The organism is Streptomyces sp. NBC_00510 (genome assembly GCA_036013505.1).
GTDB lineage: Bacteria > Actinomycetota > Actinomycetes > Streptomycetales > Streptomycetaceae > Actinacidiphila.
Map to the genome: position 1 here is coordinate 1708613 of CP107851.1, position 16795 is coordinate 1725407.

Annotated in this window: 15 protein-coding genes; 5 read left to right on the plus strand and 10 right to left on the minus strand. The window is 73.2% G+C overall.

Features of this window, described 5'->3' with window-relative positions:
- Positions 1 to 57 precede the first annotated feature (57 nt).
- From pcaB to OG937_07645, 6 genes are read right to left on the minus strand one after another with little or no spacing between them, the layout of a single operon-like run.
- Complete coding sequence (gene pcaB / locus OG937_07620) at positions 58 to 1488, minus strand: 3-carboxy-cis,cis-muconate cycloisomerase (protein ID WUD71568.1); 1431 nt, start codon at positions 1486 to 1488, stop codon at positions 58 to 60.
- Positions 1457 to 2029 (minus strand): protocatechuate 3,4-dioxygenase subunit alpha, encoded by a 573-nt coding sequence (pcaG, locus tag OG937_07625; GenBank protein WUD71569.1) that lies wholly within the window; start codon positions 2027 to 2029, stop codon positions 1457 to 1459. Before pcaG ends, pcaB begins: the two co-directional genes overlap by 32 nt.
- Positions 2026 to 2811, minus strand: coding sequence for a protocatechuate 3,4-dioxygenase subunit beta (gene pcaH, locus OG937_07630; GenBank protein WUD71570.1), 786 nt, complete (start codon positions 2809 to 2811; stop codon positions 2026 to 2028). Before pcaH ends, pcaG begins: the two co-directional genes overlap by 4 nt.
- Positions 2812 to 2822: 11 nt before the next feature.
- Complete coding sequence (locus OG937_07635; GenBank protein WUD71571.1) at positions 2823 to 4016, minus strand: thiolase family protein; 1194 nt, start codon at positions 4014 to 4016, stop codon at positions 2823 to 2825.
- Positions 4013 to 4669: a CoA transferase subunit B gene (locus OG937_07640; GenBank protein WUD71572.1), complete on the minus strand. Its 657-nt coding sequence runs from the start codon at positions 4667 to 4669 to the stop codon at positions 4013 to 4015. The genes OG937_07635 and OG937_07640 overlap by 4 nt, the downstream gene beginning before the upstream one ends.
- On the minus strand, positions 4669 to 5439 hold the full coding sequence (locus OG937_07645; protein WUD71573.1) for a CoA transferase subunit A: 771 nt from the start codon (positions 5437 to 5439) through the stop codon (positions 4669 to 4671). The genes OG937_07640 and OG937_07645 overlap by 1 nt, the downstream gene beginning before the upstream one ends.
- A gap of 137 nt (positions 5440 to 5576) precedes the next feature.
- Here OG937_07645 and OG937_07650 point away from each other — a divergent pair, with 137 nt between their 5' ends.
- Both OG937_07650 and OG937_07655 read left to right on the plus strand, forming a co-directional pair.
- On the plus strand, positions 5577 to 7244 hold the full coding sequence (locus tag OG937_07650; protein ID WUD71574.1) for a helix-turn-helix domain-containing protein: 1668 nt from the start codon (positions 5577 to 5579) through the stop codon (positions 7242 to 7244).
- Positions 7245 to 7323: 79 nt separating this feature from the next.
- On the plus strand, positions 7324 to 9231 hold the full coding sequence (locus OG937_07655) for a M48 family metallopeptidase (GenBank protein WUD71575.1): 1908 nt from the start codon (positions 7324 to 7326) through the stop codon (positions 9229 to 9231).
- A 25-nt stretch (positions 9232 to 9256) separates the two neighbouring features.
- On the opposite strand, the gene OG937_07660 is transcribed toward OG937_07655, so the two are convergent.
- Complete coding sequence (locus OG937_07660; protein WUD71576.1) at positions 9257 to 10651, minus strand: peptidase C39 family protein; 1395 nt, start codon at positions 10649 to 10651, stop codon at positions 9257 to 9259.
- A gap of 292 nt (positions 10652 to 10943) precedes the next feature.
- Between OG937_07660 and OG937_07665 the strand changes: the two genes are divergently transcribed.
- A complete protein-coding gene (locus tag OG937_07665) occupies positions 10944 to 12116 on the plus strand; it encodes a glycoside hydrolase (protein ID WUD71577.1) in 1173 nt (390 codons plus the stop codon).
- 37 nt (positions 12117 to 12153) lie between these two features.
- On the plus strand, positions 12154 to 12423 hold the full coding sequence (locus OG937_07670) for a chaplin (protein WUD71578.1): 270 nt from the start codon (positions 12154 to 12156) through the stop codon (positions 12421 to 12423).
- An 82-nt stretch (positions 12424 to 12505) separates the two neighbouring features.
- Here the strand turns inward: OG937_07670 and OG937_07675 are convergent, their stop codons facing one another.
- From OG937_07675 to OG937_07685, 3 genes are read right to left on the minus strand one after another with little or no spacing between them, the layout of a single operon-like run.
- Positions 12506 to 13603, minus strand: coding sequence for a low specificity L-threonine aldolase (locus tag OG937_07675; protein ID WUD71579.1), 1098 nt, complete (start codon positions 13601 to 13603; stop codon positions 12506 to 12508).
- Complete coding sequence (locus OG937_07680) at positions 13582 to 14346, minus strand: SDR family oxidoreductase (GenBank protein ID WUD78664.1); 765 nt, start codon at positions 14344 to 14346, stop codon at positions 13582 to 13584. The genes OG937_07675 and OG937_07680 overlap by 22 nt, the downstream gene beginning before the upstream one ends.
- Before the next feature lie 26 nt (positions 14347 to 14372).
- Positions 14373 to 15791 carry a DUF6421 family protein gene (locus OG937_07685; protein WUD71580.1) on the minus strand — a complete coding sequence of 473 codons (1419 nt, stop codon included), beginning with the start codon at positions 15789 to 15791 and terminating at the stop codon, positions 14373 to 14375.
- Positions 15792 to 16019: 228 nt separating this feature from the next.
- Here OG937_07685 and OG937_07690 point away from each other — a divergent pair, with 228 nt between their 5' ends.
- On the plus strand, positions 16020 to 16715 hold the full coding sequence (locus OG937_07690; protein WUD71581.1) for a glycerophosphodiester phosphodiesterase family protein: 696 nt from the start codon (positions 16020 to 16022) through the stop codon (positions 16713 to 16715).
- The last annotated feature ends 80 nt before the right edge of the window (positions 16716 to 16795 follow it).

Below are 16795 nucleotides of genomic sequence, written 5' to 3' on the forward strand. Positions count from 1 at the left end.
GTCCCCCGGACATGGCGTACCCCGATCGGCCCGGGTCGCGGAAGGGGGCGTGGGCGGTCACGAGGACGTCCCCGTGGGGCCGGGGCGGCGCAGGGCGCGGTCGACGAGCGCGCCGGCCGACCCCGTGTAGCGGGTGGGGTCGGTGAGCTCCCGGAGGCGTCCCTCGGGGAGGAGGCCGCCGAGGGCCGGGTCCTGCGCCAGGGCGTCGTCGAGGGCGATCCCCTCCTCGGTGACGCGCCTGGAGGCCCGGGCGAGGGCGGACTTGGCCTCGCCGCGGCCCATGAGAGCGGTCAGGGCCGCGGCGAGACGTTCGGTGACCACCAGACCGCCCGTCGTGCCGAGGGTCTCGCGCATGCGGTGCGGGTGGACGCGCAATCCCGCGGCGAGTCCGGCGGCGTCCCGGGCGGCGCCGCCGACAAGGCGCAACGCCTCGCGCAGGGGCTGCCATTCGGTGTGCCAGGCACCGGCCGGGCGTTCGTCCTCCGCGGCCAGGGAGCCGTACAGCACGGCGGCGAGCGCCGGCACTTGGCGGGCCGTGGCGGCGATGAGCGTGGCGCGGACGGGGTTGGCCTTGTGGGGCATGGCCGAGGAACCGCCGCCGGCGCCCTCGGTGACCTCGCCGATCTCGGTGCGCGACAGCACCAGTACGTCGGCGGCGACCTTGCCCAGCGCGCCCGCCGTGAAGGCGAGTGCCCCGGCGAGGTCGGCGACGGGCGTCCGCAGGGTATGCCAGGGCAGCACGGGCTCCGCCAGCCCGGTCTCGGCGGCGTAGGCGGCGAGGAGCCGCGGAGCGGTGGCGGCGCTCGTGCCCGGGGCGGTGCCGTCCGCCTCGGCGAAGGCGCCGAAGGCGGCGAGCGTGCCGGCGGCACCGCCGAGTTGCGCGGGCAGGTCGCCGCGGACGGCGGTCAGCCGGTCGTGCGCGTCGAGGACGAGGGAGCGCCAGCCGGCCGCCTTGAGCCCGAAGGTGGTGGGGACGGCGTGCTGCGTCAGCGTGCGTCCCGCCATCGGGGTGTCGCGGTGCTCCGTGGCGAGCCGTCCGAACGCCCCGGCCGCGGCGGCGAGGTCGTCCAGGACGGGGTGCAGCGCGCGGGACGCGACGAGCATCGCCGCGGTGTCCAGGATGTCCTGGCTGGTGGCGCCGCGGTGCACATAGGGGGCGGCGTTCGCGTCCCGCTCCCCCACCGCCTCGGTCAGGTCGGCCACCAGCGGGATCACCGGGTTGCCGCCGGCCCGGGCGCGCAGCGCGAGGTCACGCGGGTCGAACCGGCCGGGCTCCGCCGCGGCGGCGGTCACCGCGGCCGCCGCGGACGCCGGCGCGAGCCCGAGCGCGGCCTGCGCCCTGGTCAGTGCGGCCTCCGCGTCGAGCATGCCCCGTACGAAGGCGGCGTCCCCGGTCGCCTCCTCGGCGGCCGACCCGGCCCGGACCGGGGAGAGCAGGCCGACGTCCGCGGCGGGGTCAGTCGAAGGCAAGGAAGACCGTCTCCTCATGAACTCCGTCGTACTGGAGCCGGACGTCGAAGCGGTGGACGCGCCCGCCCTCCGGAGTGGCGACCAGGGTGGCGCGCCGCTGCGGCTCCAGGGAGCCGAGCAGCGGGTCGCCCTCGGCGTCGCCGAGGTAGACCCGGGTGTGCAGGTGGTGGAGGAGACCCCGGGCGAAGACGATCAGCGACAGGTACGGGACGCCGCCGGGCGGGAGCGTGCGCATCACGTAGTGTCCGTCCGCGTCGGTGGCGATGCGCCCGAAGCCGGTGAAGACCAGTCCGTCGCGCCCCAGGACCGCCCCGGTGACCTGGTCGCGGCGCAGCGAACCGGGGGCGCCGTGCCGGGAGCCGTCGGGGGCGGGCTGCCAGACCTCGATGAGCGCGTCGGGGACGGGCTGCCCCGCGCCGTCGTAGACCCAGCCGTGGACGGTGACGGTGTCCGGGTGCCCGGCGGGGGCGAGGTCGCCGCCCTGGGGGAACGGCAGCGCGTAGCCGTAGAAGGGGCCGACGGTCTGCGACGGCGTGGGGGCGGGTGCCTTGTCGCTCATCGGCCCTCCTCGATCCAGGTGGCGGCCGGGCCGTCCAGGACGATGTCCCAGCGGTAGCCGAGCGACCATTCGGGGGTGGACAGGTCGTGGTCGTACGTCGCGACCAGCCGCTGCCGGGCCGAGTCGTCGGTGACGGACTGCAGGATCGGGTCGTATGCGAAGAGCGGGTCCCCGGGGAAGTACATCTGGGTGACCAGGCGCTGGGTGAACGCCGGGCCGAAGAGCGAGAAGTGGATGTGGGCCGGGCGCCAGGCATTGATGTGGTTGCGCCAGGGGTAGGCGCCGGGCTTGATGGTGACGAACTCGTAGGTGCCGTCGTCCCCGGTCAGGGTGCGGCCGACGCCCGTGAAGTTGGGGTCCAGCGGGGCGGGATGGTCGTCCCGCTGGTGCGCGTAGCGACCGGAGGCGTTGGCCTGCCAGATCTCGACGAGCTGGCCGCGCACGGGCCGGCCCGCGCGGTCCAGGACGCGCCCCGTGACCTTGATGCGCTCGCCCAGCGGCTCGGCCTGGTGCTGCCGCGTCAGGTCGTGGTCGAGGGCGGTGACGTCGGTGACGCCGAAGACCGGGCCCGAGAGCTCGACGGCCTCGGGGTCGCCGGCCGCCGCCCCCGCCGCCACCAACGGGCGCTTGGGATGCCGCAGGACGCTGCTCCGGTAGGGCGCGTAGCCCCGGTCGGGGTGGTCCTCGGCGACGCCGCCGTCGGCACGTCGCTTGGCGTAGGCCGCGCGCTCGTCGGCGATCTCGGCGGAGATCTGGCCCTGGGTGAGGGGGCGGCTGCTCATGCGGAGGGCTCCTACCTTTCCAGGACGAGGGCGAGGCCCTGCCCGACGCCGATGCACAGGGCGGCGAGGCCGGTGCCCGAGCCCGCGGCCGCGAGCTGGTGGGCGACGGCGCCGGCGATGCGGGCGCCGGAGGCGCCGAGCGGGTGGCCGACGGCGATGGCGCCGCCGCGCGGGTTGACGATCGAGGGGTCGAGCTCGGGCCATCCGGCGAGGCAGCCGAGCACCTGCGAGGCGAAGGCCTCGTTGAGTTCGACGGTGGTGAGGTCGCCGAAGCCCGTGCCGGCCTTGGCCAGCGCCTTGCGGACGGCCTCGACGGGGGCGAGGCCGAAGTAGTCGGGCTCGATGCCGGTGACGGCCGAGGCGCGGATGCGCGCGAGCGGCTCGCGACCGGTGGCCTTCAGGCCCTCCTCGTCCACGACGAGCAGCGCGGCCGCTCCGTCGTTGAGGGGCGAGGAGTTGCCCGCGGTGACGGTGCCGCCGTCCTTGCGGAAGGCGGGCTTGAGGCGGGCGAGCGCCTCCATGGAGGTGGTGTCGCGGATCGTCTCGTCGCGCGGCAGGTCCACGCCGTCGACCGGGACGACCTCGGCCTCGTACAGGCCGTCCTTCCAGGCGCGGGCCGCCTTCTCGTGGCTGGCGACGGCGAAGGCGTCCTGCTGCTCCCTGGTGATGCCGTGCCGGTCGGCAATCAGCTCGGCACTCTCGCCGAGCGGGATGGTCCACCGCGGGTCCATCCTCGGGTTGACCATGCGCCAGCCGAGGGTGGTGGAGTACAGCTCCTGGTGGCCCGCCGGGAAGGCTCGTTCGGGCTTGGGCAGCACCCAGGGGGCGCGGCTCATGGACTCCACGCCGCCGGCGATGGCGACGGAGACGTCGCCGACGGCCACGGCGCGGGCGGCTTGGATCACGGCCTCCATGCCGGAGCCGCAGAGCCGGTTGACCGTGGTGCCGGGCACGGTGACGGGCAGCCCGGCGAGCAGTGCGGCCATCCTGGCGACGTTGCGGTTGTCCTCGCCCGCGGCGTTGGCGTCACCGAAGAAGACGTCGTCGATCCGGGCCGGGTCGAGCTCGGGCGTACGGGCCACCAGCGAGGCCACGACGTGCGCCGCGAGGTCGTCGGGACGCACTCCTGACAGGGCGCCGCCGTACTTGCCGACCGGGGTACGGACGGCGTCGACGACGTACACCTCACGCAGCTGCCCGCTCATCGGGCGCTCCCTTCTGCGGCGACGGCGACGTGCACCGGGGCCGCGGTCTTGTCCAGGATCTCCTGCGTGGTGACCCCGGGGGCCCTCTCCACGAGGACGAGTCCCCCGTCGGTGACGTCGAGGACGCCCAGGTCGGTGATGATCCGGTCCACGCAGGCCCGGCCGGTGAGCGGCAGGGCGCACTCCTGGAGGATCTTGGGGCTGCCGTCCTTGGCGGTGTGGGTCATGGTGACGATGACCCGCCGGGCACCGTGCACCAGGTCCATCGCGCCGCCGATGCCGGTGACGAGCTTGCCCGGGACGGCCCAGTTCGCCAGGTCGCCGCGGGCGGAGACCTGCATGGCGCCGAGCACGGCGGTGTCGATGTGACCACCGCGGATCATCCCGAAGGACAGCGCGGAGTCGAAGAAGGCCGCGCCGGGCAGGACGGTGACGGTCTCCTTGCCCGCGTTGATCAGGTCGGGGTCGACCTCCTCCTCGTAGGGGAAGGGACCCGTGCCGAGGATGCCGTTCTCGGACTCCAGGACGACCTCGACGCCCTCGGGGAGGTGGTTGGGGATCAGCGTCGGCAGGCCGATGCCGAGGTTGACGTACTCGCCGTCGCGCAGTTCCCGGGCCGCGCGGGCGGCCATCTCGTCGCGTGTCCAGGCCATCAGGACAGCACCTCCCTGGCGGTGACCGTACGGAATTCGATCTTCTTGTCGGCGGCCTGCTCCGGGGTGAGCGCCACCACGCGCTGGACGAAGATGCCGGGCAGGTGCACCTGGTCGGGGTCGATCGCGCCGGGCTCGACGAGTTCCTCGACCTCGGCGACGGTGATCCGGCCGGCCATCGCGGCGAGCGGGTTGAAGTTGCGGGAGGCCTTGTTGAAGACCAGGTTGCCGTGGCGGTCGCCCTTGGCTGCGCGGACCAGCGCGAAGTCGGTGGTGATGCCGCGCTCCAGGACGTACTCGACGCCGTCGAACGCGCGCACCTCCTTCGGCTCGGAGGCCAGTGCCACGCCTCCGTCCCCGTCGTAGCGCCAGGGCAGGCCGCCCTCGGCGACCTGGGTGCCGACGCCGGCCGGGGTGTAGAAGGCGGGGATGCCGCAGCCGCCGGCACGCAGGCGCTCGGCAAGGGTGCCCTGCGGGATCAGTTCGAGCTCCAGCTCACCGGCCAGGTACTGGCGGGCGAACTCCTTGTTGGCCCCGATGTAGCTGCCGGTGACGCGGGCGATGCGGCGCGCGGCGAGCAGGACCGCGAGGCCCGAGTCGAGGGCGCCGCAGTTGTTGGAGACGACGGCGAGACCGCTGACCCCGGCTTCGTAGAGGGCCTGGACCAGCGTGTTCGGCACGCCGCTCAGGCCGAAGCCGCCGACCGCCAGTGACGCGCCGTCCTGGACGTCCGCTACGGCCTCAGCGGCCGAGGCGACCACCTTGTCCATCCTGCGCCCACCTTCTTGTTCGTCCAGTGAACTTAAGTTCACAATTGCTTGTGCCCGAGTGTGATCCTCGGGCGCCCGCTCTGTCAACGTTCCGGGGCGGTACGGTTTCGACGACGTTCCGCCACGCTGGAGTGCTGATGACACCGCTGACCACCGCGACCGCTCCCCCGCCGCAGGAGGCCGTCGGCCCCCTCGTCCGGGGACTGGCGGTGCTGCGCGAGCTGGCCGCGGCGGACGGCCGGCGCTCGGTCGGCGACCTCGTGCGGGCCACCGGCCTGGCGCGGTCCACGGTGGACCGGGTGGTCAGCACGCTCGTCCGCACCGGGTACCTGCGGGTCGAGGGCCGGGACGCCGTCCTCGCCCCCCGGCTGATGGAACTCGGCAACGCCTACCTCGCCGCCAGCAGCTTCCCCGACCTGCTGGGACCGCTCGCCGACGCCCTCGCCGACGGCCTGGACGAGTCGGTGTCCATCGCCGTGCCGGACGGCGACGGGGTCCGCTTCGTCCACCAGGCGACCCGTCGCCGCGCGATGTCCCTGACCTTCCGCATCGGCGACCAGCTGCCGGCCGAGCGCGGCGCCCCCGGGGCGCTCTTCGCCGGCGACTGGGACGACGCCGGATGGGAGCGCTGGCGCCATCGCCGCGCGGCGGACCCGCTGGACACCGGCTTCCCCGCGCTGCCCCGCGGACACGGGGACGCCGCCGCCTCCTTCCCGGAGCGGGTCGCCGCGGCGCGTACCCACGGCTGGTCGGCGGACGACCAGCTGATCGAGCCGGGACTGATCGCCGTCGCCGTGCCCGTACGGGACACCGCCGGGAAGCCGGTGTGCGCGGTGAGCGTGGTCAGCCACACCAGCAGGCACAGCGCCGAGTCGCTGCGCGAGGCCGTGCTGCCCCGGCTGCGGGAGACGGTCGCGGCCATGGAGGACGCCCTCTCGCGACCCGCCGACGCCCCCGCCCCCTCCCCCGCCGACGCGTCGCCCTCGCCCGCCGCCTGGACGCGGGCCTCCAAGCAGGAGCTCGGACCGGAGTTCGTGGAGTCCCTGGCCCGCGGGCTCGCCGTGCTCACCGCCTTCGGCGGGGGCCGGGCCGAACTCCCCCTCACCGCCGTCGCCGAGGCCACCGGGCTGGCCCGCGCCACCGCGCGGCGCTCCCTCATCACCCTGGAGCACCTGGGCTACGTCGCCTCCGAGGGCCGCCTCTTCCGGCTCACCCCGCACGTGCTGGAGCTGGGCTGCGCCCACCTGTCGCGGCTGACGCTCCCCGAGATCGCCCGGCCCCATCTGATCGAACTGGTCGGGGCGGTGCACGACTCCGCGTCGATGGCGGTGCTGTCCGGCGAGCACATCCAGTACGTGGCGCGCGTGCCCACCGTCCGCATCATGAGCGTCAACATCACGGTCGGCACACGCTTCCCGGCCTACGCCACCGCGATGGGCCGCGTCCTGCTGGCGGGGCTGCCCGCCCGGGAACGCGCGGCACACCTCGCGCGCACCGGCTTCACACGGCTGACCCGGCACACCGTCACGGACGCACCGCGTCTGGCCCGCGTCCTCGACGAGGTCGCCGCCGAGGGGCACGCCCTGGTCAGCGAGGAGCTGGAGGAGGGCCTGCGGTCCATCGCCGTCCCCGTCCGCGACCGCGGCGGCCGGGTGGTGGCCGCGGTCAACGTCTCCATGCACGCCAGCCGCCGCTCCGTGGAGCAGTCGCGCTCCGAACTGCTGCCCCCGCTCCTCGAGGCCGCCGCGCGCATCGGCGACGACCTGTGCGTGGTGGGCCGCTACGCGCGCGTACCGGTCGGCTGAGGGGCCTGTGGACAAGTGGTCCACGCCGTCCGCGAGCGGGCATCATCGAGGGGCACGGGGGACGCGGAGGGGGTGACCGATGAGCGCGGTGTGGGCGTCGTTACGGGCGCTGTTGGCGATCGTGCTGCTGGCGGGTCTGGTCGTGCTGATCGGCGGGCTCGGGCTCGGCGTGCTGGGTCTGCTCGGTCCCTTCCTGCTCGCGGCCCGGGACGGTCACGCCGACCTCGCCATGCGCGGTGTCATCGTCGCGGCGGCCGCCGTCCCGCTGCTGCTGAGCATCGTCCAGGGGCTGGGCGCGATCACCCGGGCGGCGCCGCTGCGGGCGGACGCGGTACCGGTGTCCCGCGAAGAGGCTCCCGCGCTGTGGGAACTGGCCACCGGCATCGCCTGGCGGGTCGGGGCGCGCCCGCCGGACGTGCTGCTGCTGACCGGGGACGCCAACGCGTCCGTGTCCGAGGACGGGGCCGCGCTGGGCCTGCTGTCCGGGCAGCGCCGGCTCCACCTGGGCCTGCCCCTGCTGGCGAGCCTCACCCACGCGGAGCTGAGGGCCGTGCTGGCCCACGAGTTCGGCCACTTCTCCCACCGCCACACGCGCTTCGGGGCCGTCGCGTACCGGTGCGACGCCGCCCTGGCCACGACCCTCGGCCAGTGGAACACCGGGACGAGGTGGTTCTCCGTCCCGCACCTCGTGGTGCGCGGCTCCGTACGGCTGTACGCGCTGGTCTTCCGGTGGCTCACCTTCGCGGTACGACGCCGCCAGGAGCTCGAGGCGGACCGCACGGCCGCGCGCCTGGCCGGGCGCGAGGTGACGGCGTCGGCGCTGCGCGCGACGCACGGCACCGCGGTGGCGTGGCGGAGGTTCCAGCGGGAATGGCTCGATCCGGCCGCCCTGGTGGGGATGCACCCCGACAACCCCTACCTGGCGTTCCGTTCGCTCCTCGGTGAGCTGGGCGTCCGGCGCGTACCGGTGGACGACGACCGCATCCGCTCGCGCCGGCGCGACTCGCACCCGCCGCTCGGTCTCAGGCTGCGCCGTCTCCGGGAACTCGACGTCCCGCCCGGGGAGGACGACGGGAGTGGCGCGCTCCGGCTGCTCCCCGAGGACGTGGGACGTGTGCTCGAGGAACTGCGCGGTCCGCCGGCCCACAGCCGCACGACCGTCCCGTGGGAGCGCTGGATCGAGCTCTCCGCCAATCGTGTGGCGGGCACACGCGCCTGGGACCTCCTGCGTGCCGCGTCGCGCGCGACCGGGGAGCGGCTCCCGGGGCTGGACACCGTGCTGCGCCTGCTCGCCGACGACGGACCGGGCGCACTGGCCCAGGAGTTCGACGGCACCGGCGAGGAGCTGGCGCAGGCGTTGCACGCGCTGGTGGGCCACACCTTGCTCCGGGAGGGGCGGGCCGCCTGGGTCCCGCTGTGGGGCGGGAGCACCCGCCTGGTGTGCGACGGCCTGGCCGACGACGGGCTGCGCGTGCTCGTCACGGAGGCGCTCTCCGAGCCGCCCCAACTCGACCGGCTGCGGCTCCACCTCACGCTCCTGGACGTGGACCCCGACCGCTCTGGGCCCCCCGATCCGGCGCATCCGTGGCTGGCGGAGGAACCGGGCGACGCGAAGGAGCCGTCGTTCCAGGGATGGCGGTTCACGACCGTGGTGGATCCCGACGCGGAGCAGCAGAGGAAGCACCAGACCCGCGTGGGGCTCGTCACGGTCGGCGCCGCCGCTCTCGTCGGGATCATCGTGGCGATCGCCGGCGGCGGCGACGACACGACACCGTCGCCCGGCGGGACGCCCTGTCACGTCGTCAACGGCAGCCTGGAGTGCGGCCCGGGCCTACCCGGCGCGACCGGCTACCAGCCGGCCCAGGACTGGCGGACGGCTTTCCCCCCGACCTACCCGACCTACCCGACCTACCTACCGAGCCTGCTGCCCGTCCCGAGCATCAGCTTCTCGCTGCGCCCGCTCGCACCCGTGGCTTCCGGCGGCTGACCGCGGCCGCCGGGGCCACCGGGATCTAGAGCACCCCGATCCGCTGCAGTGCCCGGGCCTGGCGGCCCGAGGGCCGCAGGGGCCAGTACAGGTAGCAGACGCCGCCCGTGCCGCTGCGCAGCTGCCCGTCGGCGGTGTAGCGCTTCGTCCTGAGCCAGATGGTTTCAAATTGCGACCGCTTGTAGACGCGGCGCACCGAGGCGTCGTCGGGGCTCGCGGGGTCGTTGGCGATGACGTCGCCGTCGGCGGTGAAGCCGATGACGCACATCAGGTGCCCGGAGGTCCCGTACCCCGCGCCGTCGAGTTCACCGGCGAGGAAGGACTGGGACGTTATCACCGGGATGCCGGCCCTGATCAGCAGTTCGATGTCGTTCAGGCCGCGCAGCCGGGTGATGACGCCGACCATGTCGTGGTACGTGGCCGCGTAGGCCGCGTTGAACGGCCAGTTGCCGCAGCCCTCGTACTGGCTGTCGTAGGTGTAGCGGGCGGCGTGGTCGACCTGGGGGTCCGCGTAGGAGGGGTCGACCCAGGCCAGGTCGGCGGCGGCCGGCTTGCGGTCCCAGTACTCGATGACCATCTGGGAGCCCGTCGGGCTGCACCAGGCCTCGCCACCGTTGTCGTACTGCGGGTACTGCCCCTTGTGGATCTCCTGCGAGTAGCGCGGCACGGGCAGTTCGACCCCCCTTCCCACGCCCGGCACGGACGCCGGAACCGTGAAGCGGTCCGGGACGTCGGAGGCCATGGCGCCGAGCCGCCAGACGGTGGGGGTGACCCGGGAGCCGGGGGTGCGCAGCAGGGTGAGCCGCAGGCGGTACGAGGCGAGCCGCAGGCCCGAGGCGGGCTCGTCGACGGAGAGGGTGTCGGTCCAGACGCTGCTCCTGCCGTCGCTCTGGTCGTCGACGGAGGTGCGCTTGATGTCGGCGTCGCCGGAGGCCCAGCGGCCCATCACGTACCAGGGGGACCGGCTGCCGTCGGTGTACGTGGCGCCCAGCTCGACCTGGATCCAGGTGCCGGGTGGCGTGCGGGCGTTCCAGGAGGCGACGATCTCGGTCGCCGGGTGCCGCGGGGTGTGCTCGGGGGAGGTCCAGGTGGCGGTCTCCCACGTGGCGGTGATCCGGGTGTGCGGGTCGGTGTACTCCATCGTGCCGGTGGGCCGCAGGATCGCCACGCCGGGGCGCGGACCGGGCACGACACCGGTGCCGGAGCCCCGTCCGCGGTGCCAGTCGGCCCATCGCGTCCAGGCCCGGTAGTCCACGGCGGCCGCGTCGCCGTCGTGGGCGCCCGGCCTGCCCACCACGTCGTCGGCCAGGTCGCAGTCGTCCGCGCCGGACGCGGCGAAGGCCCGCGGAGCGGTCGTCGCCGCGGCTGCCGCCGCGATGGCGGCGGCCAGCACCGTACGACGTGGGGTCGGTCGGGTCATGGCGGGTGTCCCCCTGTCATGGGCATGGACGACAGGTGCACAACTATCGCTCCACGCGGGCTTTTCGACCAGCGCCCCCGAAAGGATCCGGGCATGTTCATTGGTCGACACCTCTGACACAGACAATGGCGGGACCCGGTAAACCGTCAAGCATATCCGCCGCCGTTTCGGCCTAATTCCTCATATTGAACTACCGGAAAAGCATCGAACGGAGTGTCATACGGCGACTCGGGCCGACCGGTGAGAATGTGGCGCCGCTGGCCGACCGCACGCCGCCCGGAGGAATCGCCCGATGACACTCGCCGCCGCCAGGGGCAGACGCACGCTGGCCGGCCTCGCCCTGCTGATCACCGGGGCCGCCGGGTGGCAGGCGTCCGCGGGCGAGGCGGCCACACCGCTCCCGGCCGCCTGCGCGACGTCGGTGCCCTTCCGGTCCGGGACGCAGGGGTACCACACCTTCCGCATCCCGGCGGTCGTACGCATCGGCGGGACCACCGTCCTCGCCTTCGCCGAGGGGCGCCGCAACTCCGGGGCGGACGACGGTGACATCGACGTCGTGCTCCGGCGCTCCTACGACGGCGGCTGCACCTGGGAGCCGCTCCAGCTGATCGCCGACGCCGGTACCGAGACCTTCGGCAACCCCGCCCCGGTGGTGGATCCCCGCACCGGGCGCGTCGTGCTGCTGATCTGCCGCGACACCGGCCCGGAACGGCTCGTCTACGAACTGCACAGCGACTCGGGCGGCCTGACCTGGTCCCCGCCCCGCGACATCACCTCCGAGGTCAAACCCGCCAACTGGCGCTGGTACGCGACGGGTCCCGGGCACGCCATCGCCCTGAGGAGCGGCCCGCACGCCGGACGCCTGCTGGTGCCCGCCAACCACACGTCCGTCCTGGCCGGCGTGACGGTGCACGGCGCCCACGCGCTCTACAGCGACAACGGCGGCCAGGACTGGCACATCGGCTTCGTCCAGGCCCTCCCCGGGGACTGGCTGAACCTCAACGAGAGCACGATGGCCGAACTCCCCGGCGGCCGGGTCTACGTCAACAGCCGTGACGACCGCGGATTCTCCGCCCCCACCCGTGCCGACGCCTACAGCTCCGACGGCGGGCTCAGCATCGACGGCATCTTCCGGCCGCAGGGCGCCCTGGAGGGTCCCGAAGTGCAGGGCAGCGTACTGCGCACCCAGGACGGGGCGCTGCTGTACTCGGGCCCGGCCTACCCCGCGAAACGCCGCAGGATGACCCTCCGGGTCAGCGGGGACCAGGGCGCCTCGTGGACGTCCGAACCCCCCGTCGGCGAACGTCCCGCGGCCTACTCCGACCTCGTCGAACTCGCCGACGGCACGGTCGGTCTGCTCTACGAGACCGGGATCACCTCTCCGTACGAGTCGTTGACGTTTGCCCGGTTGACGCAAGGGCCGAACGGATGGATTCCCACATTCGGTGCCCTCAGGGGTCGTTGATCAGGGTCCACCGAGCGATCGTCCACGAGGAGAACGAATGATGCGCATCGCGAAGGCCGCGGCCCTGACCGCTGTCGCCGGCGCCACCGTGATGGGTGCCGCAGGCGCCGCCGGCGCGACCGACCACGGTCGCGGCTACGACCACGGCGGTGCCTCGGCCCAGGCCGCCGCCGTCGGCTCGCCCGGTGTCGCCAGCGGCAACGTCATCCAGATCCCGGTCAGCGTGCCGATCAACCTGTGCGGCAACACCGTCAACATCATCGCGCTGCTCAACCCCGCGCTCGGCAACGCCTGCGTCAACGCGTGATCCGGCGCCCCCACGAGGGGCACGGAAAGAACGCCCAGAGGGGCGTACGGGAAATCCCGTACGCCCTTCTGGCTTTTCGGATTCAGGCGGAATGGGCGGCCATTTCCTCGGCCAGCGCCGCCGCGAAGGAATCCACGTCCTCCTCCGTGGTGTCGAACGAGCACATCCAGCGGACCTCACCGGTCGACTCGTCCCAGAAGTAGAAGCGGTAGCGCTTCTGCAGCCGTTCACTGACCTCACGCGGCAGCCGCGCGAAGACCGCGTTGGCCTGGACGGGGCGGACGACGGTGACGCCCTCGACGGCGCGGACGGCCGACTCCAGGCGCCGGGCCATCGCGTTGGCGTGACCGGCGCTGCGCAGCCACAGGTCACCGGCGAGCAGCGCCTCGAACTGCACCGAGACGAAGCGCATCTTGGAGGCGAGCTGCATGGACAGCTTCCGCAGGTGCTTCATCGCCCGCACCCGCTCCGGGTTCAGCACCACGACGCACTCGCCCAGCAACAACCCGTTCTTGGTGCCGCCGAAGGAGAGGACGTCCACGCCCGCGTCGGTGGTGAACTCCCGCAGCGGCACCCCGAGGGTGGCCGCGGCGTTGGCGATCCGCGAGCCGTCGAGGTGGACGGCGAGGCCCCGTTCGTGGGCGTGGTCGCAGATCGCGCGGATCTCCTCGGGCGTGTAGCAGGTGCCCAGTTCGGTGGACTGCGTGATCGAGACGACCTGCGGCTGCGCGCGGTGCTCGTCGTCGAAGCCCCAGGCCTCCCGGTCGATCAGCTCGGGGGTGAGCTTGCCGTCCGGGGTGGGCACGGTGAGCAGCTTCAGGCCGCCCATCCGCTCCGGGGCGCCGCCCTCGTCCACGTTGATGTGGGCGGAGGCGGCGCAGACGACCGCGCCCCAGCGCTCGGTCAGCGCCTGCAGGGCCACGACGTTGGCGCCGGTGCCGTTGAAGACCGGGAAGGCCTCGGCCCGCGGGCCGAAGTGGCCGCGGAAGACCTCCTGCAGATGGGCGGTGTAGTCGTCCTCGCCGTAGGCGACCTGGTGGCCGCCGTTGGCGAGCGCGATCGCCGCCAGCACCTCGGGGTGGACGCCCGCGTAGTTGTCGCTGGCGAAGCCCCGGACCCGGGGGTCGTGGTGCCGGACCGCGTCGGTCGGGGGTGCGGTCACGGGCGGGGTGTCAGCCACTGGCGGGTTCCGTTCACTTCCTCGGCGGGCCGGTTCCACACGTCGGCGATGGCGTCGGCCAAATCGGTCACATCGGTGAAGCCCGCGAACTTGGCGTTCGGGCGCTCCTTGCGCATCTGCTCGTGCACCAGGGCCTTGATCACCAGCACGGTGGCCGCGGCGCTCGGGGCGTGCTCCCCCGCGAGCTTGCGGAAGGAGTCTCCCATGGCCAGCGTCCACGCCTCGGCCGCGGCCTTGGCCGCGGCGTACGCGGCGTTGCCCGCGGTGGGCTGGGTGGCCCCGGCGGCGCTGATCAGCACGTAGCGCCCGAAGGGGCTGGAGAGCAGCCCGTCGTGGAAGGCGAGCGAGGTGTTCTGGACGGTGCGGATGAGGAGCTTCTCCAGGAAGTCCCAGTCCGCGAGGTCGGTCTCCTGGAAGGAGGCCGATCCGCGCCAGCCGCCGACCAGGTGGACCATGCCGTCGATCCGGCCGTGCTCCTTCTCGATCCGGCCCGCCCACTCGCGGGTGGCGTCCAGGTCGAGGAGGTCGACGATGTCCCCGGTGATCCCGGCGCCGCCCGCGTCGAAGCGGGCCAGGTCCACGGCCTCGGCGAGCCGCTCCGGGTTGGCGTCCGCGGCGATGACCCAGGCGCCGGCACGGGCCAGCCGCTGCAGCGTCGCGCGTCCGGCGGGGCCGCCGGCCCCCGCCACCGCGATCACGGCTCCGGCCAGGGGTCCCCTGGCCGCCTCGTTGGCTTCCGTCATCTCCGCCGCCTCCTCGCCTGGATCGGTCACGCGGCCACCTGACCCGTGCCGCGGGCCGTGATGCCCTTGGTCGAGGCGATCACATCACGCAGCTTCTTGGCCAGGGCCTCGTAGAACATGCTGAGCGGAAATTCGTCCGGCAGCACGTCGTCCACGAGCTTCCGCGGCGGCTGGTCGAGGTCCAGGGCCTCCGGGCCCTTGGCCCAGACCGAACCGGGGTGCGGTGAGAGGTAGCCGGCGACGAGGTCGTAGGCGGCCAACCAGTGCACGAGCTTGGGGCGGTCGATGCCGTCCCGGTAGAGCTTCTCGATCTCGGCGCACAGCTGGTTGGTCACCTGCGGGGCGCGCTGCCAGTCGATGTGGAGCTTGTTGTCCGTCCAGCGTACGGCGTCGTGCTTGTGCAGGTACGCGAAGAGCAGCTGGCCGCCGAGGCCGTCGTAGTTGCGGACGCGGTCGCCGGTGACCGGGAAGCGGAAGAGGCGGTCGAAGAGGATCGCGTACTGGACGTAGCGGCCCATGCCGTGGCCCTCGGCCTCCAGCTTCACGGCCTCCTTGAAGGTCGTGAGGTCGCAGCGCAGCTCCTCCAGGCCGTACATCCAGAACGGCTGCCGCTGCTTGATCATGAAGGGGTCGAAGGGCAGGTCGCCGTGGCTGTGCGTGCGGTCGTGGATCATGTCCCACAGCGTGAAGGTCTGCTGGCTGAGGTCCTGGTCCGCCAGCAGTTCCTCGGCGTCCTCGGGGAGCGCGAGACCGAGGGTGTCCACGGCGGCGCGGCTCACGGCGCGGAAGCGGGCGGCCTCGCGGTCGCAGAAGATGCCGCCCCAGGTGAAGCGCTCGGGCGCCTCGCGGACGGCGACGGTCTCGGGGAAGAGCACCGCGGAGTTCGTGTCGTACCCGGGGGTGAAGTCCTCGAAGGTGATCGGCACGAAGAGGGGGTTGTCGTAGCGGGTGCGCTCCAGCTCGGACAGCCACTGCGGCCAGACGACGCGCAGCGCGACGGCCTCCAGGTTGCGGTCCGGGTTGCCGTTCTGCGTGTACATCGGGAACACCACGAGGTGCTCCAGGCCGTCCTGGCGGTCGGCCGCGGGGTGGAAGGCCAGCAGCGAGTCGAGGAAGTCCGGCACCGCGAAGCCGCCCTCGGCCCAGCGGCGCAGGTCCACGACCAGGGCCTCGTGGTAGGCCTTGTCGTGCGGCACGAGCGGGGAGAGGTCCTCGACGGCGCGGACCACCCGGTCCAGGGCGCTCTCGACGGCGGCGCGCCCGGGCGCACCCTCCGCGGAGAAGTCGACCGAGCCGTCCTTGCTCTGCCAGGGACGGATCTCCTCCACCGCCTGCTTCAGGACCGCCCATGCCGGATGCCGGACAATGCCGCCGCCGGACACACCGGTCTCGCTGGTGGCTGCGCTGTCTATCGATGCCGCTGCCGGCGACAGAATTTCCGTCATGACCCCTCCTTCGCTGAAGAACCTCTTGTCGGCCCACCGTATATACGGCAGCTTCTCCCGTTCAAGTGGAGGCGGAGGAGATTCTTCCGCGGGAAGGGCCCCGGACCGTGGATCTTCCTGCGGGCGGCCGCGCCGTTCATCCCGCGTTCGGCCCTGTGCCGCAAGGGGCCGCTAGGCTGCGAGCGTCCCGTCGATCACCCGCAGCACCCAGCACGGAAGCGATCCCCCTTGAGTTTTCTCACCGTCGGCCATCGCGGTGTCATGGGCGTCGAGCCCGAGAACACCCTCCGCTCCTTCGTCCGCGCCGAGCGCGAGGACATGGACCAGATCGAGCTCGACCTGCACCTCAGCAAGGACGGCGCCCTGATCGTCATGCACGACGTGAAGGTCGACCGCACCACGGACGGCTCCGGGCCGATCGGCGACCTCACCCTGGACGAGCTGCGCGAGCTGGACGCGGGCGCCGGTGAGCGGATCCCGGTGTTCGAGGAGGTCCTGGACGCGGTCGCCAAGCCGATCCAGGCCGAGATCAAGGACGTCGCTGCGGCCCGCGTACTGGCCGAGGTGATGCGCGAGCGCGACCTGGTCGAGCGCGTCGACGTGCTGTCCTTCCACGACGAGGCGCTCGCCGAGATCCGCGAGTGCCTGCCCGACGTGCGCACCGTGCTGGTCGCCCAGGGCCCCATGGGCGCGGAGATCGTCACCCGGGCCCAGGCGGTCGGCGCGAAGCTCGTCAGCCTGAGCCTGCGGCGGATCAGCCTGGCGCTGGTGCAGGAGTGCCACCGCGCGGGGATCTCGGTGATCGCCTGGACCGTGAACACCCCCGCCGACCTCGCGCTGGCACGGGCCCTCGGCCTCGACGGCGTCGTCACCGACATGCCGGCCGTCAAGCGCGCGGTCGAGGGCGGCCTCACCGACTGGTGACCCGCCCGCCCCGCAACACGCCCGACACAACCGTCCGGCATGCGGGATCCGGCCACGATGTCGTGGACATCCGGCGCCCG

Bases quoted from the DNA above. Each gene is read 5' to 3' on its own strand.
- pcaG (WUD71569.1), bottom strand. From the start codon at position 2,029: ATGAGCGACAAGGCACCCGCCCCCACGCCGTCGCAGACCGTCGGCCCC.
- OG937_07660 (WUD71576.1), bottom strand. From the start codon at position 10,651: ATGACCCGACCGACCCCACGTCGTACGGTGCTGGCCGCCGCCATCGCG.
- OG937_07640 (WUD71572.1), bottom strand. From the start codon at position 4,669: ATGGCCTGGACACGCGACGAGATGGCCGCCCGCGCGGCCCGGGAACTG.
- OG937_07680 (WUD78664.1), bottom strand. From the start codon at position 14,346: ATGACGGAAGCCAACGAGGCGGCCAGGGGACCCCTGGCCGGAGCCGTG.
- OG937_07650 (WUD71574.1), top strand. From the start codon at position 5,577: ATGACACCGCTGACCACCGCGACCGCTCCCCCGCCGCAGGAGGCCGTC.
- pcaH (WUD71570.1), bottom strand. From the start codon at position 2,811: ATGAGCAGCCGCCCCCTCACCCAGGGCCAGATCTCCGCCGAGATCGCC.
- OG937_07685 (WUD71580.1), bottom strand. From the start codon at position 15,791: ATGACGGAAATTCTGTCGCCGGCAGCGGCATCGATAGACAGCGCAGCC.
- OG937_07665 (WUD71577.1), top strand. From the start codon at position 10,944: ATGACACTCGCCGCCGCCAGGGGCAGACGCACGCTGGCCGGCCTCGCC.
- OG937_07635 (WUD71571.1), bottom strand. From the start codon at position 4,016: ATGAGCGGGCAGCTGCGTGAGGTGTACGTCGTCGACGCCGTCCGTACC.
- OG937_07655 (WUD71575.1), top strand. From the start codon at position 7,324: ATGAGCGCGGTGTGGGCGTCGTTACGGGCGCTGTTGGCGATCGTGCTG.
- pcaB (WUD71568.1), bottom strand. From the start codon at position 1,488: ATGAGGAGACGGTCTTCCTTGCCTTCGACTGACCCCGCCGCGGACGTC.
- OG937_07670 (WUD71578.1), top strand. From the start codon at position 12,154: ATGATGCGCATCGCGAAGGCCGCGGCCCTGACCGCTGTCGCCGGCGCC.
- OG937_07645 (WUD71573.1), bottom strand. From the start codon at position 5,439: ATGGACAAGGTGGTCGCCTCGGCCGCTGAGGCCGTAGCGGACGTCCAG.